Genomic DNA, 22,242 nt, shown 5'->3' on the forward strand with positions numbered 1-22,242 from the left:
GGTTTCGCCAGAGATCGAATCAAGGTTCGCCTTGGCATGGATCAACAACAGGACAACTGCACTGGGCTTCGTGCGGTTGAAGCACACCGCTCACATGTCACTGCTCTTGCGCGGTCGGCGCACCTTACGCGCTCCGCACAACTTCTGAACGAGATCATCAGCGGCAAGCGGAATTGCTTTACGAGTCGACCAACAAACGGCTCTGCGAACCATTCACTCGCTTCACCCAGCCCCCGCCTCCCACACCTCCACCCGCCGCACCAACGCATCCCGCCGCGCCGCCACCTCCGCCAACAGGTACTGCCGCGCCTGCTCTTGCGCCACGTCGCTCGACAGAAACCACTGCTCGCGCTCGGCGCTGCCTTGCGGTGGTGGGGTGCCCCACCCTGCTTCGCCGGCGGCGCCTCTGAACGCTTCGGTCATGGGCAGGCGGCCGTCGGTCTTGCCGATGCTCGACAGCGCGTCGGGCGGGCCGTCGAGCGCGATGCGCACGTGCACGACGCTCTCGCCTTCGGTGCGGATCGATGCGCCCAGGCCGCCCTCGCGGTGCACGCGCCACAGCTCGGCCGCGGAGGCGTTGCGGACCCAGCTCTCCAGCGCGCGGACCAGGCTCTCGAGAATGATCTGTTGGTTCATGGGGAATATTTCACCCGGTTCTGCCCGGTGTCGGCAAGGAGCCACGGTGCGAACAGGCCAAAAGGCCGTTGTAACTTCTTGCCTTGGCGCCTGCGCTATATTTCTTCGCATGGAAAAGGCATCCGACATAGGTAAACCCACGGTTCCGATCGATCTGATCGGGCCGGAGCATTGGGCCCGTTCACGGCGCGGCCCTCGTCGTACGACGAAGGTGCTCTTCATCTTGATCGGCGGGCTCGCAGCAGCCACCGCAGTGGCCTACAGCTTCTTCGGCGCGGGTCGCTGAATACAAACAAACAAGCAAGCCGCTCCCGCCTTCATTCTTCACACACACGCATCGCTCGCGCACCGCGAGCCGCACAAGGCAAAGCCCGCTGTCCGTTGATCCAACGGAAGCGGGCTTTTCTCTTTGTGCGCGTGGCGCTACTGCAGCCGAGAGCCGCGCGGCAGGCGCTTGGCCAGCCACTCGTGCACGTCCGCGCGGATGTTGCGGCCTTCGAGCAGGAAGTTCTCGAAGCGGCTCGGCACGTACGGCAGGTAGACCAGCGGCATGCCCGCTTCTTCAGGCGTGCGCGCGGCCTTGCGGTTGTTGCAGACGGCGCAGGCGCTCACGAGGTTGGTCCAGCTCCACGGGCCGCCGCGCGACTCGGGCATGACGTGCTCGCACTGCAGGTCGCGGTCGGCGAACACCTGTGCGCAGTACGCGCAGGTGTGGCGGTCGCGGCGCAGCAGCTTGGCCTTGGTCACGCCGGGCACGACGTCGAAGAGGTTGATCTTCGACGCACCGCGCAGCGCGATGATGGGCGCGACTTCGATGCGCGACTGCACACCGCGCGCCACGTTGAAGCCGCCGCGCAGCGTGGCCAGCGGCAGCGCGCCGTCTTCCCAGGCCACACTGCCAGTGGCGTAGTGCAACACCGCCTGCTCCAGCGAGATCCAGGCTTGCGGCGTGCCCTGAATGTCGAGTTGCAGGACGTGAGAGTGCATGATGAATCGCCTCCCTTCGGGGCGATGGTTGGTGGTGAACGGATGGGGTGCACGAACGGAATCGAACCGTTGTCAGCGGGACCACAACCCGCGGCTCTGCCATTGAGCTACACGCACCATTGAAGAAAAACGAAAACGAACGGCGCCGGCCTGCTACCACTCGCCCGACGCGCGCACGCGCTGGTCGAGGTCGAGGCTGTCGGGTTGCGCCTCGGTGCCATCCGGCAGTGCCGACGCGCGGTACGCGATGGCACGCGGCCCGAGCCCCACGCCGAAGCGCTGGGCCAGCGACCACACCAAGTGCCTGCGCGGCAGCGGTGACGGGTGCACGGCGATCATCCGGATCGGTGTGTTGCGCTTGCGCATGAGGGCCTCCTTGGTGAGTGACAGAAAAGTAAAAGCAACGACTTGAAAAAAATGTCCGGTGACGGGTTCCGGCGCCGCCCTATCTTTGCGGCCGGTTTCCGCGGGAGGGCCACGCGTTGGCATGGCCCGGACCCGCTCGGGTGTGGTCCGTGTGGCAGGAGTTGAACCTGCGACCCTCTGGTCCCAAACCAGATGCGCTACCAGGCTGCGCCACACACGGAAGAAAAACAAAAGAAGCCTGCCCGCGCTTCCATTTCGGTTGTGTCCTCACGCGACGGGCCGCGCGCTGGGCGCGGCCCCGTCAAACGTCGCTGCACAGGAGTGATCAACTCATGCACATCCCGCCAGACCGTCGACGCGGCAATTTCTGGCGGTGGGGTGAAGGCACACCCGAAATGGAAAGCGGCAAAACAAAAAGGCCCGGAACCTTGCGGTGTCCGGGCCTCTTTGCGAGAGAGCTTGAGAGATGCGCGCCTACGCGCGACCTCCACCCGGGGGCACCTGATGAGCCTCGAACTGACCACCCACGCGCAGACGGGCTGCGGCTTGGGTGGCGTACGCGGTGTTCAGATGCGAAGACAACGACAGGGGCGACGGCATGTCGAAACCATGGCAGAACCCGACGCGCACGAGCGGTCGGCCCGAGGCGGGTCGAATGCTGGTGAGGGTCAGTGCGGTGTTCACGATGGTTCCTGGTCAAAAATTGCCGCTGTCGGCTGTAAGGGGTTGGAAAAAAGGGACGGCTGATGCCGTGAATTGGAGGCAACTGTAAAGAGTGTTTACGGCGACGTCAACAACCGGGACAATCTTTTCTTGTCTTGTTGTTGTTTTTGAACAGTGCCCCATACCACCGTCGCGCGCCGCCGCAATGCGCTTGTGCTGCATCGCCGCTTTCTCGAGGACGCCGTCGCGGCGGGCCTGCCCGCCAAGGGGCTCGACCAAGCCTTTGCACGCAAGATCGAAATCTCTCCGAGCATGTGGAGCCAGATCAAGAGTGCGCGGCCCATCGGCGACAAGCTCGCACGGCAGATCGAACGGCATTGCGACGTGGCCGCCGGTTGGCTCGACGAAGACAACACACCGCCTTCGGAAGCACCGCCCGATGCGGCGGAAGAACGCTTCGTGGCTGCCGCGCGTGAAGCGTGGCAACAGGCCAATGCAAAGGGAAAGCGGGAACTCAGCGGCTGGCTGAAGAAGCACGCGCAGGAGAAGAAGAAAGCGCTCGAGCCTGCCGACGGCCCTGCGCCGGCGCCCTAGCCTCTCTCAGGCTTTGCCGGAAGCCAACGCCGGCGCATCACGCAGGATGGCCGCGCGCATGTCGTCCGGCACGGCGATGGCGCGGTGGGTGTCGAGCGAGGTCGTCACCAGCACCTGCCGCACCTGCATGCGCACCTCGCCCGTGGTGGGCTCGAAGCAGCGCAACGACAGCGTGATCGAGCGCGAGCCCAGCTGCGCGACCGAAAGGCCGAGCGTCACGCGGTCGCCCATGCGGCTCACGGCGCGAAAGTCGGCGTCGAGCTTCACGGTCGGCAGGCCGACGCGGCGCTCGCCGATGAGTGCGTGGTAGCCCACGCCGAGCCCGTCGCTCACCCAGTCTTCGACCAGGCCGTTGAGCATCACGAAGTACTGCGGATAGAAGACGATGCCCGCCGGGTCGCAGTCAGAAAAGCGGATCAGGCGCGGGCGCTGGAACGCCACACCACCACCACCCTCGCCGCTCATGCGCGCGCTTCCTCGCCCGCGCCGTCGCCGCGCATCACGTGCACGCGCAGCAGCCCGAGCTGGCTGTGCATCTGCTTGACGGTCTTCATGTCCAGGCCCGAGAACATCTCAAGGATCCACTGCTCGTGCTCGGTGGCCATGGCCTCGAAGGCGGTGCGGCCGGTGGGCGTGAGGCTCACGATCCAGGCGCGGCGATCGTCGGGGCTGGGCGCACGCGCCACCACGCCTTCGCGCTCGAGCTCGTCGGTCAGGCCGGTGACGTTGCCGCCGGTCACCATGAGGTAGCGCGAGAGCACGCGCATCTTCAGGCCGTCTTTGTAGCGGTACAGCTGCGCCATGTAGTCGAAGCGCGCCAGCGAGATGCCGAAGCGCTCGCGCAGCCGACGCCGGATCTCGGCTTCGATCTGCGTGGTGCTCGCGAGCATGCGCAGCCACAGCTTGAGCATGGCGTGGTCTTCATGGCCGGCGCGGCCTTCGTGGCCGAGTTCTTCGGCGTCGCTCAGCACGGCATGCGAGGCATCGTTGCGGTTCATGTGACTTCTCCTCCGGAAACGGAGACCGACTGGCCGGTGACCGACGCGGCGCCTTCGCCGCACAGCCAGCGCACGGCATCGGCCACTTCGGCGGGCTGCACGATGCGCTTTTGCGGGTTCACGCTGGAGAACTCGGCCAGCGCATCGGCTTCGCTGCGGCCGGTCTTGCCGACCACGTTGGCGACGCTGTTGCGCAGGATGTCGGTGTCGGTGTAGCCCGGGCACACGGCGTTCACGGTGATGCCCTTGCGCGCCACTTCGAGCGCGAGCGAGCGCGTGAGGCCGATCACGCCGTGCTTGGCGGCGGTGTAGGCCGACACGTAGGCGTAGCCCTTCTGCCCCGCCGTGCTGGCAATGTTGACGATGCGGCCCCAGCCGGCATCGAGCATGTCGGGCAGCGCGGCCTGCGCGCACAAAAAGCTGCCGGTGAGGTTGACCGACAGCATGCGCTGCCACAGCTCGACCGAGGTCTTCAGGAACGGCGCGCTCTCGGCGGCGCCCGCGTTGTTGACCAGCACGGTCACCGCCCCGCGCTCGGCCCGCGCCTGCGCAAAGGCCGACTGCACAGCCTCTGGGTCGGCCACGTCGGCCGCCACCACGCCGTGGCCGCTGCCCGCCAGGGTCTCGGCCACGCGCTGCAGGGCCTGCGCATCGCGGCCCAACAGGGTCAGCTTGGCGCCCTGGGCGGCAAGGGTGCGGGCGATCTCTGCGCCGATGCCGCGAGCGGCGCCGGTGACGAGGGCATGACGGCCAGTGAGCGAATTTGTGTGCATACCTGAATGGTTTAGTTCTGAATCATTTTAGCCATTTGCGCCCCGCGGTGGTGCTACCGCATGAAACGCCCGCCGTTCAGGTCCAGCGTCGCCCCGGTCATGAAGGCCGCGGCCGGCGAGGCCAGGTAGACAACGGCGGCGGCCACCTCGTCGGCCAGCCCGAAGCGGCCGAGCGGGATGCCGGCCTTCAGCGCCTGCTGCCGCTCGGGCGCCAGCGCAGCGAGCGCGGGGCTGTCGATGGCGGCGGGCGCCAGCGCGTTCACGGTCACGCCGTGCGGCGCCAGTTCCTGCGCAAAGGCACGCGTCAGCGCCAGCACGCCGGCCTTGCTGGCCGCGTAGTGCACGCCGGTCGCGCCGCTGACCTGCTGCCCCGCCAGCGAGGCCAGGTTGACGATGCGGCCCGCGCCGCGTTCACGCATGTGGCGTCCGGCGATGCGGCAGCCGAAGAAGCTGCCGCGCAGGTTGATGGCGAGCACGTCGTCCCACTCGGCGGGCGTGATGTCCCACAGCGAGGTGGTCGGCGTGCGCGCCGCGTTGTTGACCAGGATGTCGACGGCGCCGAAGTGCGCCACGGCCTGCGCGAAGCGGTCGTTGAAGGCCTGCTCGTCGCGCACGTCGAGCGGCAGCGCGAGGCCGTTCACCTCGGCGGCCACGACCTGGGCGTTGGCTTCGTCGATGTCGGCCAGCGCGACCCGCGCACCGGCCTGCGCCAGCCCGCGCGCGATGGCCGCGCCCAACCCCTGCCCCGCGCCGGTCACGAAGGCCACACGGCCTGCCAGCGGAAGCGCCGTGGCTTGCGTCATGCCGCTCAGGCCTTCGCGGGCCGACCGTCCCAGGTCTGCGGCCCCACGCCGCGCTCGCGCAGCTTGAACTTCTGCACCTTGCCGTTCTCGGTGCGCGGCAGATCGGGCAACAGGTCGATGTAGCGCGGCACCGCAAAGTACGGCAGACGGCCTTCGCAGAAACGCGCCAGCTCGGCCGGGTCGATGACCACGCCGTCGCGCGCGACCAGCGCGGCCATCACCTCGTCTTCGGCCAGCTCGGAGCGCACGGGGTACACCGCGCACGAGGCCACGCCGGGGTGGCTCAGCAGCACCTGCTCGACCTCGAAGGACGAGATGTTCTCGCCGCGCCGGCGGATCGCGTCCTTGATGCGGTCGACAAAGCGGAACGCGCCGTCGGCATCGCGCACCACGCGGTCGCCCGTGTGGAACCACAGGTTGCGCCAGGCCTCGACGGTCTTCTCGGGCATGTGGAAGTAGCCGCTGGCAAAGGCATAGGGCTCGTCGGCACGCAGCAGCAACTCGCCGGCCTTGCCGGGCGGCAGCGGCACGTCGTCTTCGTCGGCCACGCAGGCCTGGAAACCGGGGCGCAGCCAGCCCATGACGCCGCCGCGCGGCGAATCGGGCGCGGTGGCGATCGCGAAGTTGGTTTCGGTCGAGCCGTAGCCTTCGAGCAGCGCCACGCCCGTGCGCGCCATGAAGGCCTGCCCTGCCGCCGCGGGCACGCCGGGCCCGAGGCCGGTGCGCACGCGGTGGTTGCGCTCGCCCTCGCCTTCGGGCTGCGCCAGCAAGATGGGCACCATCGCGCCGAGCAGGTAGACCACGGTCGCGCCGTTGGCGCGCATCGCCGGCCAGAAGCCCGAGGCGGAGAAGCGCGACTCGAACACCACTTCGGCCCCGGTGAGCGCGGCCTGGGCGAAGGTGTTGAGCGCGTTGATGTGGAACAGCGGCAGCGTGGTGCACAGCACGTCGTCGCGGCCGACGCCGAGCACCTCGGCGCTGTTCACGCCCCACCAGAAGTACTGCGCCTGCGGGCAGATCACGCCCTTGGCCGGGCCCGTGGTGCCCGAGGTGTAGAGGATGGCAAGCGGATCGCCCGGCTGCACCGTGGCAGGTGGCAGCGCCTGCGCGCCCGCCGGGTAGGCCGACACGCGCACGCCGGCGGGCGGCGTCCACGGCGCTTCGCCCTTGTCGATGGCGCCGACCACCCACACCTCGCGCAGCGCGGTGCGGGCCAGGTCGGCCGTGGCCAGCCGCTCCAGAAAGCCCGCCTCGATCACCAGCAGCTTCGCCTCGCTGTTCGCGAGGAAGTATTCGATCTGCGGCCCCATCGACGCGGTGTTGACCGGCACCACCGACGCACCGAGCCAGCCTGCACCGAGGAAGGTGTCGAGAAACTCGATGCGGTTGCCGCACATCACGGCGATGCGGTCGCCGCGCGCCACGCCGTGCTGTGCGAGTGCCCCAGCGCGCGTGGCCGCCGCGTCGGCCGCATCGGCGTGCGTCCATTGCCGGCCCGCGATGCGCAGCAGCGGGCGGCTGCCGAACAGCGCCGCCTGCCGCTGCAGCATGGCGGGCAGCGTGCGTTGCGCCGGCGGTACCGCGCGCGGGTCACTCGTCATCGTGCGTGCCTCCGCCGAGGTAGGTGGCCTGCACGCGCGGGTCGCTGGCCAGTTCGGCCGAGGCGCCGGAGAGCGCGATCTCGCCCGTCTCGAGCACATAGCCTTCGTCGGAGCTTTCGAGCGCGGCGCGCGCGTTCTGCTCCACCAGCAGGATCGACACGCCGTCGTCGCGCAGCTTGCGCACGATGGTGAGGATGTCGCGCACGATCAGCGGCGCCAGGCCCAGGCTGGGCTCGTCGAGCATGAGCAGGCGCGGCGCCGACATGAGCGCGCGGCCCACGGCCAGCATCTGCCGCTCACCGCCCGAAAGCGTGTCGGCACGCTGCGCGCGGCGCTCCGCCAGCCGCGGGAAGCGGTCGTACACCGACTGCAACTGCCGCTTCATCGCGTCGCCGCGCAGCCGCTTGGCATAGGCGCCGAGCTGCAGGTTGTCGAGCACGGTGAGTTCACCGAACAGCTCGCGCCGCTCGGGCACGAGGCACAGGCCGCGCTCCACGCGCGACTCCACATCGAGCCCTTGCAGGTCTTCACCCTCGAAGCGCAGCGTGCCCTTGCACGGCAGCAGGCCCATGGCCGCGGCCAGCAGCGTGGTCTTGCCCGCGCCGTTGGGGCCGATCACCGAGATGATCTGGCCCGGCTGCACGTCGAGCGACACGCCGCGCACCGCCTCGACCTGCCCATAAGACACGTGCAGGTCACCAATCTCCAGCATCGCGGTCATACGACGCTCCCCAGGTAAGCCGCCTGCACGCGCTCGTCGGCGCGCACCGCCGACGGCACGCCCTCCACGAGCTTGGAGCCGAAGTTCATCACCACCAGACGGTCCACCAGTTTCATCACGAAGTCCATGTCGTGTTCGACGATCAGGATGGTCACGCCCTCCTCGCGCAGCTTGCGCAACAGGTCGCCCAGGGCCATCTTTTCCTTGCGGCGCAGGCCGGCCGCGGGCTCGTCGAGCACCAGCAGCACGGGGTCGGCGGCCAGCGCGCGCGCAATCTCCAGGATGCGCTGCGTGCCCAGCGGCAGGCTGCCCGCGAGCTCGTTCGCGCGGTCGCCCAGGCCGATGCGGTCGAGCTGGCGCTGCGCCTCCTGCAGGATCTGGCTTTCTTCCGTGCGGTCCAGGCGCAGCCCCGCCTTCAGGATGCCCGAGCGCGTGCGCGAATGCGCGCCCAGCGCCACGTTGTCGAGCAGGCTCATGTGCGGGCGCAGCTTCACGTGCTGGAAGGTGCGCGCCAGCCCGAGCCGCGCCACCGCGCGCTGTGGCATGCCGGCGATGTCGTGTTCGAGAAAGCGCACCTGGCCCGCGCTCATCGGCAGCGTGCAGGTCAGCAGGTTGAACATGGTCGACTTGCCCGCGCCGTTGGGCCCGATGAGGCCGACGATCTCGCCCGCCTTGACGTCGAAGCTCACGTCGTTCACCGCCACCAGCCCGCCGAAGCGCTTCACGGCGCCGTTGACCGACAGCACCGGCGTGCCGCGCGCCGGCAGTTGCCGGTGCGGCAGCGGGTCGACCGGTGCGCCGGCGTAGCGCGAAGCGCCCTGCGTCGTGCCGCGCCGGCGCGTCCAGCGGCGCAGCAGGCCCATCACGCCGCCGCGCGCAAAGTGCAGCAGCAGGATGAACAGCGCCGCGAAGGCCACGGCCTCCAACTGGCCCGCGCGCTGCGTGAGCATCGGCAGCACGTCCTGCAGGCCGTTCTTCAGCACCAGCACCAGGGCCGCGCCCACGAGCGCCCCCGAGAGCTGCCCGAGCCCGCCGGCCACCGCCATCAGCAGGTACTCGATGCTCATGCGCACATCGAAGGGCGACGGGCTCACGAAGCGGTTCATGTGCGCATAGAGCCAGCCTGCCAGCCCTGCGAACAGCGCCGCCGTGACGAACAGCGACAGCCGCACGCGGTACGCATCCGCCCCCACGCTCGCCAGCAGCGTGGCGCCGCCGCGCAGCCCGCGAATCGCGCGGCCGGGCCGCGACTGCAGCAGGTTGTGGCTGAACAGGCAGGCCAGCCCGACCACCACCCAGATCAGGTAGTACATCGCGCGCGGGTCGGCCAGCGACCAGCCGCCGATCTGCAGCGCCGGAATGTTCGACAGGCCTGTGTGCCGTCCAAGTGCATCGACGTTGCCGAACAGCATCGCGATCGACAGCCCCCAGGCGATGGTGCTCAGCGGCAGGAAGTGCCCGCCCAGGCGCAAGGTGAGCATGCCGATGGCCAGTGCCGACAGGCCCGTGAGCAGCAGCGCGAACAAGAGGCCCAGCCACGGCGACAGGCCCTGCGCGGTCGTGAGCCACGCCGTGGCGTAGGCCGCAATGCCCACGAAGGCCGCCTGCCCGAACGAGGTGGCGCCGCCCACGCCGGTGAGCAGCACGAGGCCCAGCGCCACCAGCGCACCGATGCCGATGTCGTTCAGCAGCGAGACCGTGAAGCTGCCCGCCACGGCCGGCACCAAGGCCAGCACGACGATCACGCCCGCGATCCACGCCATGCGTTTCGTGTTGCCGTTCATTGGTCCACCTCGTCTTCTTCCTCTTCCGAATGGGCCGCCATGAAGGAGCGCAGCATGAGCACCGGGATCAGCAGGCTGAACACGATCACGTCTTTCAGCGCGCCGCTCCAGAACGACGCAAAGCTCTCGACCACGCCGACCGCCAGCGCACCGATGGCCGTCATCGGGTAGCTCACGAGCCCGCCGATGATCGCGGCCACGAAGGCCTTCAGGCCGATGATGAAACCCGAGTCGTAATACATGGTGGTCACCGGCGCAATCAGCACGCCGATGAGCCCCGCCAGCAGCGAGGCGCAGCCGTAGGCCAGCAGCGCCGTGCGCACCGGCCGGATGCCGACCAGCCGCGCGCCCACGCGGTTCACGGCCGTGGCGCGCAGCGCCTTGCCGGCCACCGTGCGCTCGAACACCAGGAAGAACAGCCCGCTCAGCACCACGGCCGCCCCCACCATCAGCACCACCTGGCCGCTGACCGTGAAGCCGTCGCCCAGCGTGAACACCGCGCTCGTGAGCGGCGTGGTGCGCGAACCCTCAGGCCCGAAGAACAGCAGGCCCAGGCCCGACAGCAGAAAGTGCAGCGCGAGCGACACGATCAGCAGCACCAGCACCGAGGCATCGGCGATCGGCTGGAACACCACGCGTGCCAGCAACGGCGCGATGGGCACCACCAGCAGCACGGCCACCGCGATGTGCACGGCCACCGGCACGCCGGGCCGCGCCGCCAGCCAGGCGAGCACGCACGGAATGGCGGGCAGCACGCCCCACATCAGCACCGCCTTCGGTATGCGCGCGGTCTCGCCGCGCCGCAGCAGGCTGCCGATTTCGGTGGCCAGCGCCAGCGCGGCCAGCACCGCGACCATGCCGATGGTCGGCGGCACGCGGCCGGTTTCGAAGGCCGCCAGCGACAGCGCGGCAAAGGCCGCGATGTCGCCGAACGGCACGAACACCACCCGCGTGACCGAGAAGATCAGCACCAGCCCGAGGCCGGCGAGCAGATAGACGGCACCGTTGGCCAGGCCGTCGGTGACGAGGATCAGCGCCACGTCCCAGTTCATAGAAAAACCTCTGTCGGAGTCATCGTTGTCGTTGTCGTGAAGGGAAAGAGGAGATTCAAGGGGCGAGCTTCCACTGGCCGTTGTCGAGCTTGACGATCACGCGGGCGCGCTCGTCCACGCCGTACAGGCTGCCGGGCTTGAAGGTGTAGACGCCGTGCGTGCCGACCACTTCCTTGGTACTGAAGATGGCGTCGCGCAGTGCCACGCGGAACTCGGGCGTGCCCGGCTCGGCCTTCTTCATGGCGCGCGAGGCGGCATCGACGAACACCAGCCAGCCGTCGAACGAGTAGGCCGAGAAGGCATCGCTGGTGGGTGCGTTGTTGACCTTCTGGAACACGGCGCGGAAGTCGGTCGCGATCTTCTTGGTCGGGTAGTCGGCCGGCAGCTGCTCGGCGACGATCACCGGGCCCGTGGGCATCAGCGCGTTCTGGCCGGCGGCGCCGACCACGCGCACGAAGTCGGGGTTGATGAGGCCGTGCTGCCCGTACACGCCGCCCTTGAAGCCACGCTCCTGCAGCGCCAGGAACGGCAACGCGCCCGGCGTGCCGGCGCCGCCGGTCATCACTGCATCGGGGCGCAGCGCCACGATCTTCAGCACCTGGCCGGTCACCGACGAATCGCCGCGCGCATAGCGCTCGTTGCTCACCACCTTGATGCCGGCGGCGGGCGCGGCCTTGTTGAGGGCCTCGTACACCAGGTCGCCCCAGGCGTCGGAGAAACCGATGTAGCCCACGGTCTTGACGTTGTTGCGCTTCATGCGCTCGACCACCGCATCGATCATGAGCTGCGTGGGCTGCGCCACCGTCATGACCCACGGGTTCTCGTTCGGGTCGAGCAGGATCGGCGTGAGGCCGATCATCGGCGTCTTGGCTTCCTTGCCGACCTGCGCCATTGCGATGGCCGACGGCACGCCCGAGGTGCCCATGAGCACGTCGACCTTTTCGTCCTCGATGAGCTTGCGCGCGTTGCGCCCTGCCGTGGTCGGGTCGGAGCCGTCGTCGAGCACCACCAGCTGGATCTTGCGGCCGTTGACCTCGCCCTTGTAGGCCAGCGCGGCCTGCATGCCCTTGGCATAGGGCACGCCCAGCGAGGAGTTGGGCCCCGACAGCGACACGCTGAGACCGACCTTGAGGTCGGCCGCCAGTGCGCTCGCCACACCACAGGCGGTCAGCGCTGCGGCGAGGGCACCGCGCGTCAAGGTCTGCATCAGGTTCTTCATGTCGTAGCTCCAGTGAGGAAGGATGGAAGGAACAGAAACTCAGATGAACAACTGGATCGCGGGCAACGCGCGCGTGGCGTTGAGCAGGTCGATGCGCTTCTCGCGGATGGCCCAGCCCGTCGGGGTGCGGATGAGGCGATGGCGGGCGGTGCCGCTCAGCAGAATCTGGTCGTCGCCGCGCGCCTCGACGTAGAGGAACGGCGTGCGCAGACGAACTTCGTCGGCGGCTTCTTCCTCGATGCGTGAGGGCTGCAGCACATGCTGGCTGTGGCTGGCCGGGTGCTGCGAATGCGCGCGCGGGTTCTTCAGGCGCTCCACGCGCAGCTGCAGCAGCAGCCGGTCTTCGTAGGCCAGCGAGTTGTGCGAGAACGGATCGGCCTGCGCCGCGCCGAGCAGCGGCACCCAGTAGTGGCCATCGTCGGCGAACAGGGCCAGCCACTCGTCGAAGCGGTGCTCGTCGAGCAGGGCGGCCTCGTGAGCGATGAAGTCGCGCGGGTCGTTCATGCCGCAGCCTCCACCGTCATCGCCTGGGCCCACGCACGGAACTGGTTGCGCATGAGCAGCTCGTTGGTGCCGTTGGTGGTCACCGTGGCCTGCTGCGTTTCGGCCGGGTCGTGGTTGCGGTGCAGGCTGACCCATTCGTTGCCACCGGCGCGCAGGCCCTGCTGGATGCTCTCGAACAGGTGCACGTCGTCGTGCGCCACCACCGACATCGGCGAGAACACGAGCCGGTTGTAGCTCATGGCGCGCTCGAACAGCAGCGCGGGCGCACCGGCCGCGCGGAAGCTCCAGGCCTCGATGAGCGTGCGGTTGGCCGCCAGCGGCCGGATCACGCGAATGGCCTGCGGCGAGCCCTTGACCGACAGGCTCGGGTACAGCACCGAGTTCTGCGGCGAGCGTTGAAGAATGTCGGTGGCGCGTTCCACGCCGTGCGCGGCCTGCATCGCGGCTTCGTACTCGGGCAGCTGGGCGTAGTTGGAGTGGATGCTGAAGTTCACGCCCAGCACGCTGTGGCCGTTGGCGAACACGCGCCCGCCCATCTTGTCGAAGAACTCGTAGCCCGAGCCGAAGGGCAATATCTGCTCCATCGCCATCGGCTTGGGGTCGGTGGGCGCATGCCCTTCCCACAGCGCCTCGGCGGCCTTGGTGGCCGACTCGTGCGTCGACATCGGGTGCACCGTGTCGTTGATGTTCTCCAGGTACATCTTCCAGTTGCAATGGACGATGTTGCGCAGCACGCCGCCGCCCACGGTGAGCTTGCCCTCGGGCGAGCGGTCGACCATGTTGTCGAGCGCGCCGAGCACGTCGCCGAAGTAGTCCTCGAACGACGGTCCCGTGTCCGCGAGGCGCACGAACACGAAGTCGCGGTACACCTTCATATGCTTCACCACCGACAGCCCCTGCCCCGATTCGCAGGCCTTGAGCTGCGTGCCCTCGTAGCCGTTCTTCAGCGGCAGGCCGAGCGGCGCGCCGTCGAGCTTGTAGGTCCACGCGTGGTACGGGCAGCGAAAGAAGCGGCCGGTGTTGCCGCTCTCGTCGGTCACGAGCTGCGTGCCCTTGTGGGCGCAGCGGTTGTACATGACGTGCACCGCGCCGTCGGGCTGGCGCACCATGAGCAGCGGACGCCCCGCGATCTCCTGCGTGACGAAATCGCCCGCCTCCGGCACCTGGCTCGCATGGCCCAGGAAGACCCAGGTGTGGGCGAACAGGCGCTCCTGCTCCAGCGCGAACAGCTCGTCGCTGAGGTACAGGTCGCGGTGCACCCGGTCGTCGCGGACCAGCGCCGCGACGAGATCGGGGCGGTTGCGGTAGGTGGTCATGGTGGTGGGCTCCGATTACGCCGGGATCAGGGAACCAATTTCCACTGGCCCTTGTTCATCTGCACGATCACTACGCCCCGCTTGTCCGAGCCGTAGCGGTCGTCGGGCTTGAAGGTGTAAATGCCGTGCGTGCCCACCAGCTCCTTCGTGCCCACGATCGCGTCGCGCAGCGCCGTGCGGTACTGCGGCGTGCCGGGCTCGCCCTTGGTGCGCGAGGCCGCGTCGGCCAGCAGCAGGTAGGCGTCGTAGGTGTACGACGAGAACGCGTCGGTGGGCACCGTGCCGTTCACCTTCTGGTAGGCGTTGCGAAAGCCCATCGCGACCTTCTTGATGGGGTTGCTGTCGGGCAGCTGGTCGGCCACGAGCACGGGGCCGCTGGGCACCTGCAGGCCGTCGATGGAGGCACCGCCCACGCGCACGAAGTCGGCGTTGATGAGGCCGTGCGTGCCGTAGATCTTGCCCTTGTAGCCGCGCTCGGCCAGTGCCAGGTAGGGCAGCGCGCCCGGCGTGCCGGAATTGCCTGCGAACACCGCGTCGGGCCGCGCCGCGACGATCTTCAGGATCTGCCCGGCCACCGACGAGTCGCTGCGCGCATAGCGCTCGTTCGCCACCACCTTGATGCCGGCGGTGGCGGCGCTCTTCATCAGCGAGTCGTAAGCCAGGTCGCCCAGCGCGTCCGAGAAACCGATGAAGGCGACCGTCTTCACGCCCGACTTCTGCATGCGCTCGACCACGCCCGCCACCATGAGCGGGAACGGCTGCGACACGGTGACGGTCCATGCGCCGTCCGCGCCCGGAATGGTCACGGGCGTGGGCGAGATGAGCGGCGTGTTGAGCTCGCGCGCCACCGAGGCGATGGCCATCGCGCCCGGCACGCCCGAAGTGCCGATGAGCACGTCGACCTTGTCTTCCGTCACCAGCTTGCGCGCGTTGCGCCCGGCCGTGGTCGGGTCGGATGCATCGTCGAGCACGATGAGCTGCACCTTGCGCCCGCCGATCTCGGGCCGCTCGGCGATGGCCGCGCGGATGCCCTTCTCGTACGGCACGCCCAGCGCTGCGACCGGCCCCGAGAGCGAGCTGATGAAGCCGATCTTGAGATCAGCCGCCATGACTTGGGTGGCCGCCAGTGCAAGCGCGGTGAGGCCGAGGACGCGGGTCAGGTTCTTGTTCATTGAGGTGGCTCCGGCGTGTGTTGTGTCAGGGAACCAGCTTCCACTGGCCCTTCTCGAGCTTCACCACGACGCGCGAGCGCTCGTCCGAGCCATAGCGATCCGTCGGCTTGAAGTTGTAGACCGAGTGCGTGCCCACCAGCTCCTTGGTGCTCACGATGGCATCGCGCAGCGCCAGGCGGAACTGCGGCGTGCCCGGCTCGGCCTTGGTGGCGAGCGCGCGCTGGGCGGCGTCGAGGTACACCAGCCAGGCGTCGAAGGTGTAGGCCGAGAAGGCGTCGGTGGGCGGTGCGCCGTTGGCCTTCTGGTACGCCGCGCGGAAGTCCATCGACACCTTGCGGATCGGGTTGTCGGCGGGCAACTGCTCGGCCACGATCACCGGACCGGTGGGGGCCAGCAGGCCTTCGACCGAGGCACCGCCCACGCGCACGAAGTCGGGGTTGATGAGCGCATGCATGCCGTAGATCTGGCCCTTGTAGCCGCGCTCCGCGAGTGCCAGGTACGGCAGCGCGCCGGGCGTGCCCGAGGTGCCGGTGATCACCGCGTCGGGGCGCAACGCCACGATCTTCAGCACCTGGCCCGTCACCGACGAATCGCCGCGCGCATAGCGTTCGTTCGACACGATCTTGATGCCCGCCGGCTCTGCGCTCTTTTGCAGCGCGCCGTACACCAGGTCGCCCCAGGCGTCGGAGAAACCGATGTAGCCGACCGTCTTCACGCCCGACTTCTTCATGCGCTCGACCACCGCGCTCACCATGAGCGGCGCCGGCTGCGGCAGCGTGACCATCCACGCGCCCTCGTCGCCCGGCAGGTTGGCGTTGGCGATGGAGATCAGCGGCGTTTTTGTTTCGCGCGCCACGCCGGCAATGGCCAGCGCACCGGGCGAGCCGGCCGTGCCGATGATGACGTCGACCTTGTCCTCGTCGATCATCTTGCGTGCATTGCGTGCGGCCGTGGTGGGGTCGGACGCATCGTCGAGCTGCACCAGCTGGATCTTGCGGCCGCCGAGTTCGGCCTTGTAGGCGAGCGCGGCCTTCATGCCCTTTTCGTAGGGAATGCCGAGCGACGACACCGGCCCCGACAGCGACGTGATGAAACCGACCTTGAGATCGGCGGCCCAGGCGCCGGTGGCGCCCAGCGCGCCGAGGCCCGCGACAACGGCCGCGAGGGTGCGAATTCGGTTCATGACTTTCATGGCGGTGCTCCAGAGGTGATGTTTTTGAACGGAACGAAACGAGACGAGACGAACGCTGAAATGAAACTAGAGGGCGAGGCTGCCGACGCTGGTGCCGCCGCAGACGTACAGCACCTGGCCGGTGACGAAACTGTTCTCGGGCGCGGCGAAGAAACGCACGGCGCGTGCCACGTCGGCCGATTCGCCCAGGCGTTTGACGGGCACAGAGGCCGCGAGCGCGCGCTCCTTCTCGCTGCCGGCCTCGACCACGTCGTAGAACATGTCGGTGCGGATCGGGCCCGGCGCCACCACGTTCACCGTGATGCCGTCTGCGGCAAGTTCGAGCGCCCAGGTGCGCGCCATGCCCAGCATGCCGGCCTTGGTGGCCGAGTAGCTGGTGCGCGTGGCCAGGCCCAGCGCGGCGCGCGACGACAGCAACACCACGCGGCCGAAGCGCTGCGCACGCATCGCGGGCAATGCGCCTTGCACGAGCTGAATCGCACAGCCCAGGTGCAGGTCGACCAGCGCGTCGAGGTCGTCGAGCTTCACCTCGGGCAGCAACGCAGCGCGGATGACGCCAGCGTTGTGGACGATGGTGGTGGGTGCGAAGCGCTCGACGAGTTCGCGCACAGCTTCGCCGGTGGCGGCGCGGTCGGCCAGGTCGACCTCGAGGCTGTGCATCTTCGGGTGATCGATCTCGGCCTTGCGGCGCGCGAGCGAGATCACTTCGTAGCCCTGCGCGAGCAGGTCTTCGCAGATCGCCTTGCCGATGCCGGCGCTGCCGCCCGTCACTGCTGCAATCTTGTTCATGCGCGCGCTCCCCGCGTTGCTCCCTCTCCCGCTTGCGGGAGAGGGTTGGGGTGAGGGTGACCCCCGAGGCCTACGCAAGCCCCCTCATCCCCCGCCTTCTCCCGCGGGCGGGAGAAGGAGCCAAAGCCAAAACCGCAGCAGCGAGTCATAGCGAAGCTCCCACCAAAGCCAGCACACGCAGCGGACTGCCACTCCCCTTCTCGATCTTCAGCGGCGGGCAGATCAGCACCGCGCCCGAAGGCGGCAGCAGATCAAGGTTGCTCAGGCACTGCAGCCCATAGCGCCCCGCGCCGTGCATGTAGTAGTGGCAGGGATACGGCGGACGCAGGTGGTAGCCCTGCCCCGCATCCGTGCCGATGGCTTCGGAGCCGAAGCCCAGCACGTCGCGCTGCTCGACCAGGAAGCGCACGGCCTCGGTGCTCGGGCCCGGCGTGTGCTGGCCGGTCTCGTCGAAGTTCTGGTACGCCTCGGGATCGGTGCGCTTGGACCAATCGGTGCGCATCAGCACCCACGCGCCCTTGGGGATGCGGCCGTGCGCGGCTTCGTAGCGCTCGATGTCGGCCACGCTCAGCAGGTAGTCGTCGTTGCCCTGCACGTCGGCCGAGCAGTCGATCACGCAGGCCGGTGCCACGAAGTGCTGCACGGGAATGGTGTCGACCGAGTTGTTCGGCAGATCGCGGCCGGATATCCAGTGGATCGGCGCATCGAAGTGCGTGCCGGTGTGCTCGCCGCAGGAAAAGTTGTTCCAGTACCAGCCCGGGCCGCGCTCGTCGTACTTCGACACTTCCTCGATGCGGAAGGGCCAGCACTGGCCCATCTCGGGCGGCAAGGCGATCTGCGGGAACTCGGGCGTGAGCGTCTGCGTGAGGTCGATCACGCGGATGCGGCCACTGGCCATGGCGCTCACGAGGCCGCCGAGGATTTCGGCGGCGGACATCAGTTCGGTTGTCGTGGTCATTCGTGTGGCTCCTGTTCTCAGCCGCCCGCCGCGAGTTCGCGTTCGAGCACCTTGGGGTTGTCACGCCAGCGCTCCAGCCACTCCTGCGCCACGTCGCCCGGGTACACGTCTTCCACGCCGTCGCGCAGCGCCTTGACGATGGCGTTGGCCAGTGCGGTGGGCGCCAGCTTGGGCGGCGGCGTGTGCTGGTTCCATTCGTCGTCGATGGGGCCGGGGAACACATTGATCACGCGGATGCCGGCGGGCCGCATCTCGGCGCGCAGGCATTGCGCGAGCGAATGCGCCGCCGCCTTCGAGGCGCTGAAGGTGCCGTGCGGCGGGAAGTTGCTCAGCGCGTAGATCGACAGCAGGTTGACCCACGCGGTCGCGCCCGTCTCGCCATCGGCCGAGCGGCCCTTGAGCGCGGGACCGAACTCCTGCGCCAGGCGCAGCAGGCCGAAGTAGTTGATGTCCATCTCGGCCTTGGCCACGTCGGTGCCGCGCCGCGCGCCGATGCCGAAGGTGCGGTGCACCTCGGCGTTGTTGATCACGATGTCGACCTTGCCGCCGATGGAGCCGGCCAGCTCGGTCACCTGGCGGCCGTTGGTGAGGTCGAGCGGCACCAGCGTGACCTGCGGCAGCGCCGAGATGTCGTCGAGCCCGTCGCCCATCTTCTTCCACGGTTCGGCATGGCCGACCCAGACGATGTCGGCACCGGCCTTCACCAGCGCACGCACGATGGCCTGGCCCGTTTCGGTCTTGCCGTCGGTCACCAGCACCTTGCGGAACTTCGGGTCGCTGGTCATTTCGCGCAGCATCTTGTCGTCGGCCATGTGGGGACTCCCTTCATTCGGAAAAGCAATGAGAACGGCCTGGCCTGCGCGGTCGAGCCGGGCGCCGACACGGACGCGCGGTAGCGCGTCCCCTCCGGGTTGCCCGCGTTGTGGCGCCTCGCCGACCTCGCCGTGCAGGTGGACCATGAGCGTCGGGCCGGCGTCGAGGTGCACCAGGCCCAGCCGCCAGGGCAGCCGCTCGCGAAAGAACAGGTCGTTGCTGTGGTGCAGCGTGGTGCTGCCGAGCAGCGCGCCCTCGCCGCTCTGTGCGCGCCAGCGCAGCGCCGACGACAGGCACTTGTGGCAGACCTCGCGCGGCGGGTACTGCACCGTGCCGCAGTCTTCGCAGGTCTGCAGCTCGAAGCGGCCTTCGGCGGCAGCGGCCGTGAGGCCGAGCGCGACACGGCCGCGCGCGCCGGGCGGCAGGTTCATCTGCCGGGTGCGCAGCACCGGGTTCTTGCGCGGGGGGCGCATCATCGGCATCGTCATGCGGGTCTCCCGAGGATGACGGCGCCTGTGCACAGGCAGCGGTCGTAGGTCACCATGCCGAAGCCGGCGACAAGGCCCAGCTGGGCGTTGGGTACGGCGCGCGCGCCGGCCTGGTCGGTCAGTTGTCGGATCGCCTCGACCATGCCGAGGAAGCCACCCGCCGCACCGGCCTGCCCGGCCGAGAGCTGGCCGCCGCTGGTGTTGTTCGGAAAGCTGCCGTCGAAGGTCATGGTGTTGGCCTGCACGAAGGCCGAGCCTTCGCCCTTCTCGCAGAACCCCAGGTCTTCGAACTGCATCATCACGATGACGGGGTAGTCGTCGTAGGTCTGCACGAAGTCGAGCGCCGCGGGCTGCACGCCGGCCTGCGCGTAGAGGTCGTCGCGGTCCATGCGCCAACCGCCCTGCACCATCACCGGGTCTTCGGCGTAGGCGTTGTGGCGCTCGATGGCGCCGCGGATCACCACGTGCGCCAGGCCCAGGTCGCGTGCGCGCTCCTCGCTCATCACGAGGAAGGCGTCGGCACCGGCGCAGGGCATCACGCAGTCGAACAGATGGATCGGGTCGGAGATGGGCCGCGCGGCCATGTACTCGTCGAGCGTGAGGCCCTTCTTGAACATGGCGTTCGGGTTGCCCAGCGCGTTGGTGCGCTGGTCCACGCAGATGCGGCCGAAGTCTTCGCGCGTGGCGCCGTAGGTGCGCATGTAGTTGGCAGTGATGAACGCGAAGATCGAGTTCGGGCCGCCCGAGCCGTAGGGGTAGCTCGCGTCGCGCGCGAAGTTGCTGAAGCTGCCCAGCGTCTGGCGGAAGGAGTCGACGTGGTTGGTGTCGGCGCCCACACAGGCGACGATGTCGGCATCGCCCGCCTGCACGGCGCGCGCCGCGCGGCGCAGGCACATCACGCCCGAGGCGCCACCGGTGGGCATGTGGTCGAGCCAGCGCGGCGACAGGCCCAGGTGCTGCGTGACGCCCACGGCCGTGTCGGGCGAGAGCGAGAAGCTGCTCAGGCACAGGCCGTCGATCTGTTCCTTGGCCACGCCGCTGGCCTGCACCAGCGCGTCGATGGCCTGGCCGACGAACCAGTGCGCGGTGCGCGTGGAGTAGCGCACGTAGGGCACGGTGACGGGCACCGCGACCGCGACGCCTTCGTAGGAAAGCCGGTTGCGCTTGGTCATGCCTGCCCCACTTGTCGTTTCTTCATGGAGCGCGTGTCGATGCAATGGCCCTGGCCCGGCAACGTCTGCGCCATCTCGCGCAGCTGGCCGCGCTGGATCTTCTGCGAGGGCGTGAGCGGCAGCGCCTCGACGAAAGCGACGTAGCCGGGCGCCTTGTAGTACGCCAGCTGCGCGAGCGCGTGCTGGACGATGCTGGCCGCGACCGCTTCGCGCTGCGCCGCACCGGTGTCTTCGCGCAGCACGATGCAGGCGAGCACCTCGTCGCCGCGCACCGCATCGGGCGTGGCGGCCACGGCCGAGGTCTTCACGGCCGGGTGCTGGTTGAGCACGCTCTCGACCTCGACGGCCGAGATGTTCTCGCCGCTGCGGCGGATCACGTTCTTCTTGCGATCGACGAAGAAGAAATTGCCGTCGGCGTCGCGGCGCACGAGGTCGCCGGTGTGGAACCAGCCGTCGGCCCAGGCTTCGCGCGTGGCTTCTTCGTCTTTCAGGTAGCCGGAGAAGAAGTAGCGGCGCGGGTCGGCGCCGGCCGAGCGCACCAGCAGTTCACCGGGCATGTCGGTGCCCACGTCGCTGCCGTCTTCGCCCATGAGGCGGATCTCGACGAAGTCTTCCTGCCGACCGAAGCAGCTCGTGCCCACGAGGCGCGGCTCGCGATTGGCCATGATGCAGGCGGCCGCGCCGGTCTCGGTCATGGCCCAGGCCTCGACCAGCGGGAAGCCGAAGCGTTCTTCGAAGGGCGCGTGGTTCTTGCGGTCGACACCGGCGCCGAAGCCCCAGCGGATCGCGTGGTCGCGGTCGGCCGGCGACGCGGGGGCCGACAGCAGCATCGCGGGCATCACGCCCAGGTAATGCACGATGGTCGCGCCGCTTTCCTTCGCGCTGGCCAGCCAGCTCTTCGGGTGGAAGCGGTCGAGCTGCACGAGGCAACCGCCCGCCACCAGCACCACCATGGTCGAGAACGCCATCGCGTTCATGTGGTTGAGCGGCAGCGGCGTGATCACGCGTTCGGCGTCGGGGCGGATGCTGCACACGCCGTCGAGCGCGGCATACCACTCGCCCGCGCGCAGGAAGTACGCGTTGCTCAGGATGCAGCCCTTGGGCCGGCCGGTGGTGCCCGAGGTGTAGAGCAGGCCGCATTCGGTGTCGGTGCCAAGGGGCTCGCCGGCGCGCGGCGCGGCGGTCTTCGCGGGCGGCACGGTGTCGTCGGGGCCCATGGTCTCGAAGGCCACGCCGGCCTGTGCGGCAGCGGCCTGCAGGTCGGCGGCGCGCTCGGGCAGCGTGACGGCCAGGCCGATCTCGCTGTGGCCGATGAGGTAGACCAGCTCGGCCGAGCGCATTTCGGCGTTGATCGGCACCACGCTCGCGCCGAGCGCGTTCAGCGCGAGCCAGTGGAAGATGAAGGCGGGCCGGTTCTCCAGCAGCACGCCGACGCGGTGGCCGTGGCCGTAGCCGGCCTGCGCGTAGGCCGTGCGCAGCCGTTCGATTTCTGCGGCGGCTTCGCCCCAGCGGATGGCACCGGCGGCGATGCCGTAGGCGGCGGCGGTCACCGATTCGGTGAAGAGGAATTCGGCCTGCGGCGTGCGCGCGGCAGTCGCGGCGAACACCTGGTGGACGGTGGCGTGGGTCATCGCGTCCTTG

General features: G+C 68.8%; 24 protein-coding genes and 2 tRNA genes. 2 read left to right on the forward strand and 24 right to left on the reverse strand.

Features of this window, described 5'->3' with window-relative positions:
* Positions 1 to 222 precede the first annotated feature (222 nt).
* Positions 223 to 636: a hypothetical protein gene (locus tag RZE79_RS23120; RefSeq protein WP_319357011.1), complete on the reverse strand. Its 414-nt coding sequence runs from the start codon at positions 634 to 636 to the stop codon at positions 223 to 225.
* A 109-nt stretch (positions 637 to 745) separates the two neighbouring features.
* On the opposite strand from RZE79_RS23120, the gene RZE79_RS23125 reads away from it, so the two are divergent.
* On the forward strand, positions 746 to 922 hold the full coding sequence (locus RZE79_RS23125) for a hypothetical protein (RefSeq protein ID WP_153282581.1): 177 nt from the start codon (positions 746 to 748) through the stop codon (positions 920 to 922).
* A 137-nt stretch (positions 923 to 1,059) separates the two neighbouring features.
* Here the strand turns inward: RZE79_RS23125 and RZE79_RS23130 are convergent, their stop codons facing one another.
* The 5 genes from RZE79_RS23130 to RZE79_RS23150 form a co-directional block, all read right to left on the reverse strand.
* Complete coding sequence (locus RZE79_RS23130; RefSeq protein ID WP_319357012.1) at positions 1,060 to 1,623, reverse strand: HNH endonuclease; 564 nt, start codon at positions 1,621 to 1,623, stop codon at positions 1,060 to 1,062.
* A 43-nt stretch (positions 1,624 to 1,666) separates the two neighbouring features.
* Positions 1,667 to 1,740: transfer RNA gene (locus tag RZE79_RS23135), tRNA-His, on the reverse strand.
* Positions 1,741 to 1,776: 36 nt separating this feature from the next.
* Positions 1,777 to 1,989: a short-chain dehydrogenase gene (locus tag RZE79_RS23140; protein WP_319357013.1), complete on the reverse strand. Its 213-nt coding sequence runs from the start codon at positions 1,987 to 1,989 to the stop codon at positions 1,777 to 1,779.
* 143 nt (positions 1,990 to 2,132) lie between these two features.
* Positions 2,133 to 2,209: transfer RNA gene (locus RZE79_RS23145), tRNA-Pro, on the reverse strand.
* Positions 2,210 to 2,463: 254 nt separating this feature from the next.
* Entirely contained in the window at positions 2,464 to 2,673 is a 210-nt protein-coding gene (locus RZE79_RS23150; RefSeq protein ID WP_319357014.1) for a hypothetical protein, read from the reverse strand.
* 153 nt (positions 2,674 to 2,826) lie between these two features.
* Between RZE79_RS23150 and RZE79_RS23155 the strand changes: the two genes are divergently transcribed.
* Positions 2,827 to 3,246 carry a hypothetical protein gene (locus RZE79_RS23155; protein WP_319357015.1) on the forward strand — a complete coding sequence of 140 codons (420 nt, stop codon included), beginning with the start codon at positions 2,827 to 2,829 and terminating at the stop codon, positions 3,244 to 3,246.
* A 6-nt stretch (positions 3,247 to 3,252) separates the two neighbouring features.
* Here the strand turns inward: RZE79_RS23155 and RZE79_RS23160 are convergent, their stop codons facing one another.
* The 18 genes from RZE79_RS23160 to RZE79_RS23245 form a co-directional block, all read right to left on the reverse strand.
* Complete coding sequence (locus tag RZE79_RS23160; RefSeq protein WP_319357016.1) at positions 3,253 to 3,711, reverse strand: thioesterase family protein; 459 nt, start codon at positions 3,709 to 3,711, stop codon at positions 3,253 to 3,255.
* Positions 3,708 to 4,244 carry a MarR family winged helix-turn-helix transcriptional regulator gene (locus RZE79_RS23165; RefSeq protein WP_099791713.1) on the reverse strand — a complete coding sequence of 179 codons (537 nt, stop codon included), beginning with the start codon at positions 4,242 to 4,244 and terminating at the stop codon, positions 3,708 to 3,710. Before RZE79_RS23165 ends, RZE79_RS23160 begins: the two co-directional genes overlap by 4 nt.
* Positions 4,241 to 5,017 (reverse strand): SDR family NAD(P)-dependent oxidoreductase, encoded by a 777-nt coding sequence (locus RZE79_RS23170; RefSeq protein ID WP_319357017.1) that lies wholly within the window; start codon positions 5,015 to 5,017, stop codon positions 4,241 to 4,243. The genes RZE79_RS23165 and RZE79_RS23170 overlap by 4 nt, the downstream gene beginning before the upstream one ends.
* Positions 5,018 to 5,070: 53 nt before the next feature.
* Positions 5,071 to 5,820 carry an SDR family NAD(P)-dependent oxidoreductase gene (locus RZE79_RS23175; protein WP_319357018.1) on the reverse strand — a complete coding sequence of 250 codons (750 nt, stop codon included), beginning with the start codon at positions 5,818 to 5,820 and terminating at the stop codon, positions 5,071 to 5,073.
* Positions 5,821 to 5,825: 5 nt separating this feature from the next.
* Positions 5,826 to 7,421 (reverse strand): ATP-dependent acyl-CoA ligase, encoded by a 1,596-nt coding sequence (locus RZE79_RS23180; RefSeq protein WP_319357019.1) that lies wholly within the window; start codon positions 7,419 to 7,421, stop codon positions 5,826 to 5,828.
* Positions 7,411 to 8,142, reverse strand: coding sequence for an ABC transporter ATP-binding protein (locus RZE79_RS23185; RefSeq protein WP_101489351.1), 732 nt, complete (start codon positions 8,140 to 8,142; stop codon positions 7,411 to 7,413). Before RZE79_RS23185 ends, RZE79_RS23180 begins: the two co-directional genes overlap by 11 nt.
* Entirely contained in the window at positions 8,139 to 9,926 is a 1,788-nt protein-coding gene (locus tag RZE79_RS23190) for a branched-chain amino acid ABC transporter ATP-binding protein/permease (protein ID WP_319357020.1), read from the reverse strand. Before RZE79_RS23190 ends, RZE79_RS23185 begins: the two co-directional genes overlap by 4 nt.
* Complete coding sequence (locus RZE79_RS23195; RefSeq protein ID WP_062474985.1) at positions 9,923 to 10,978, reverse strand: branched-chain amino acid ABC transporter permease; 1,056 nt, start codon at positions 10,976 to 10,978, stop codon at positions 9,923 to 9,925. The genes RZE79_RS23190 and RZE79_RS23195 overlap by 4 nt, the downstream gene beginning before the upstream one ends.
* A 55-nt stretch (positions 10,979 to 11,033) precedes the next feature.
* Positions 11,034 to 12,197, reverse strand: a complete 1,164-nt coding sequence (locus tag RZE79_RS23200) for an ABC transporter substrate-binding protein (protein ID WP_101489348.1) — start codon at positions 12,195 to 12,197, stop codon at positions 11,034 to 11,036.
* A gap of 39 nt (positions 12,198 to 12,236) precedes the next feature.
* A complete protein-coding gene (locus RZE79_RS23205; protein WP_319357021.1) occupies positions 12,237 to 12,701 on the reverse strand; it encodes an aromatic-ring-hydroxylating dioxygenase subunit beta in 465 nt (154 codons plus the stop codon).
* Positions 12,698 to 14,017, reverse strand: coding sequence for an aromatic ring-hydroxylating dioxygenase subunit alpha (locus RZE79_RS23210; protein WP_319357022.1), 1,320 nt, complete (start codon positions 14,015 to 14,017; stop codon positions 12,698 to 12,700). The genes RZE79_RS23205 and RZE79_RS23210 overlap by 4 nt, the downstream gene beginning before the upstream one ends.
* Before the next feature lie 26 nt (positions 14,018 to 14,043).
* Entirely contained in the window at positions 14,044 to 15,189 is a 1,146-nt protein-coding gene (locus RZE79_RS23215; protein ID WP_319357023.1) for an ABC transporter substrate-binding protein, read from the reverse strand.
* 25 nt (positions 15,190 to 15,214) lie between these two features.
* Positions 15,215 to 16,381, reverse strand: coding sequence for an ABC transporter substrate-binding protein (locus RZE79_RS23220; protein ID WP_319357024.1), 1,167 nt, complete (start codon positions 16,379 to 16,381; stop codon positions 15,215 to 15,217).
* Between the two features lie 66 nt (positions 16,382 to 16,447).
* The gene (locus RZE79_RS23225; protein WP_319357025.1) at positions 16,448 to 17,170 is read right to left on the reverse strand and encodes an SDR family oxidoreductase; all 723 of its coding nucleotides are present in this window, start codon (positions 17,168 to 17,170) and stop codon (positions 16,448 to 16,450) included.
* A 145-nt stretch (positions 17,171 to 17,315) separates the two neighbouring features.
* Positions 17,316 to 18,128 (reverse strand): cyclase family protein, encoded by an 813-nt coding sequence (locus RZE79_RS23230; RefSeq protein WP_319357026.1) that lies wholly within the window; start codon positions 18,126 to 18,128, stop codon positions 17,316 to 17,318.
* Positions 18,129 to 18,145: 17 nt separating this feature from the next.
* On the reverse strand, positions 18,146 to 19,429 hold the full coding sequence (locus RZE79_RS23235) for an SDR family NAD(P)-dependent oxidoreductase (RefSeq protein ID WP_192193028.1): 1,284 nt from the start codon (positions 19,427 to 19,429) through the stop codon (positions 18,146 to 18,148).
* Entirely contained in the window at positions 19,426 to 20,601 is a 1,176-nt protein-coding gene (locus tag RZE79_RS23240) for a thiolase family protein (RefSeq protein WP_319357027.1), read from the reverse strand. The genes RZE79_RS23235 and RZE79_RS23240 overlap by 4 nt, the downstream gene beginning before the upstream one ends.
* Positions 20,598 to 22,232, reverse strand: a complete 1,635-nt coding sequence (locus RZE79_RS23245) for an AMP-binding protein (protein ID WP_319357028.1) — start codon at positions 22,230 to 22,232, stop codon at positions 20,598 to 20,600. Before RZE79_RS23245 ends, RZE79_RS23240 begins: the two co-directional genes overlap by 4 nt.
* Positions 22,233 to 22,242: the final 10 nt, after the last annotated feature.

This window comes from Variovorax sp. EBFNA2, assembly GCF_033802765.1.
In the GTDB taxonomy this organism is placed as follows: Bacteria; Pseudomonadota; Gammaproteobacteria; order Burkholderiales; family Burkholderiaceae_C; genus Variovorax; species Variovorax paradoxus_H.

Bases quoted from the DNA above. Each gene is read 5' to 3' on its own strand.
- RZE79_RS23120 (WP_319357011.1), bottom strand. From the start codon at position 636: ATGAACCAACAGATCATTCTCGAGAGCCTGGTCCGCGCGCTGGAGAGC.
- RZE79_RS23125 (WP_153282581.1), top strand. From the start codon at position 746: ATGGAAAAGGCATCCGACATAGGTAAACCCACGGTTCCGATCGATCTG.
- RZE79_RS23130 (WP_319357012.1), bottom strand. From the start codon at position 1,623: ATGCACTCTCACGTCCTGCAACTCGACATTCAGGGCACGCCGCAAGCC.
- RZE79_RS23140 (WP_319357013.1), bottom strand. From the start codon at position 1,989: ATGCGCAAGCGCAACACACCGATCCGGATGATCGCCGTGCACCCGTCA.
- RZE79_RS23160 (WP_319357016.1), bottom strand. From the start codon at position 3,711: ATGAGCGGCGAGGGTGGTGGTGGTGTGGCGTTCCAGCGCCCGCGCCTG.
- RZE79_RS23165 (WP_099791713.1), bottom strand. From the start codon at position 4,244: ATGAACCGCAACGATGCCTCGCATGCCGTGCTGAGCGACGCCGAAGAA.
- RZE79_RS23170 (WP_319357017.1), bottom strand. From the start codon at position 5,017: ATGCACACAAATTCGCTCACTGGCCGTCATGCCCTCGTCACCGGCGCC.
- RZE79_RS23175 (WP_319357018.1), bottom strand. From the start codon at position 5,820: ATGACGCAAGCCACGGCGCTTCCGCTGGCAGGCCGTGTGGCCTTCGTG.
- RZE79_RS23180 (WP_319357019.1), bottom strand. From the start codon at position 7,421: ATGACGAGTGACCCGCGCGCGGTACCGCCGGCGCAACGCACGCTGCCC.
- RZE79_RS23185 (WP_101489351.1), bottom strand. From the start codon at position 8,142: ATGACCGCGATGCTGGAGATTGGTGACCTGCACGTGTCTTATGGGCAG.
- RZE79_RS23190 (WP_319357020.1), bottom strand. From the start codon at position 9,926: ATGAACGGCAACACGAAACGCATGGCGTGGATCGCGGGCGTGATCGTC.
- RZE79_RS23195 (WP_062474985.1), bottom strand. From the start codon at position 10,978: ATGAACTGGGACGTGGCGCTGATCCTCGTCACCGACGGCCTGGCCAAC.
- RZE79_RS23200 (WP_101489348.1), bottom strand. From the start codon at position 12,197: ATGAAGAACCTGATGCAGACCTTGACGCGCGGTGCCCTCGCCGCAGCG.
- RZE79_RS23205 (WP_319357021.1), bottom strand. From the start codon at position 12,701: ATGAACGACCCGCGCGACTTCATCGCTCACGAGGCCGCCCTGCTCGAC.
- RZE79_RS23210 (WP_319357022.1), bottom strand. From the start codon at position 14,017: ATGACCACCTACCGCAACCGCCCCGATCTCGTCGCGGCGCTGGTCCGC.
- RZE79_RS23215 (WP_319357023.1), bottom strand. From the start codon at position 15,189: ATGAACAAGAACCTGACCCGCGTCCTCGGCCTCACCGCGCTTGCACTG.
- RZE79_RS23220 (WP_319357024.1), bottom strand. From the start codon at position 16,381: ATGAAAGTCATGAACCGAATTCGCACCCTCGCGGCCGTTGTCGCGGGC.
- RZE79_RS23225 (WP_319357025.1), bottom strand. From the start codon at position 17,170: ATGAACAAGATTGCAGCAGTGACGGGCGGCAGCGCCGGCATCGGCAAG.
- RZE79_RS23230 (WP_319357026.1), bottom strand. From the start codon at position 18,128: ATGACCACGACAACCGAACTGATGTCCGCCGCCGAAATCCTCGGCGGC.
- RZE79_RS23235 (WP_192193028.1), bottom strand. From the start codon at position 19,429: ATGACGATGCCGATGATGCGCCCCCCGCGCAAGAACCCGGTGCTGCGC.
- RZE79_RS23240 (WP_319357027.1), bottom strand. From the start codon at position 20,601: ATGACCAAGCGCAACCGGCTTTCCTACGAAGGCGTCGCGGTCGCGGTG.
- RZE79_RS23245 (WP_319357028.1), bottom strand. From the start codon at position 22,232: ATGACCCACGCCACCGTCCACCAGGTGTTCGCCGCGACTGCCGCGCGC.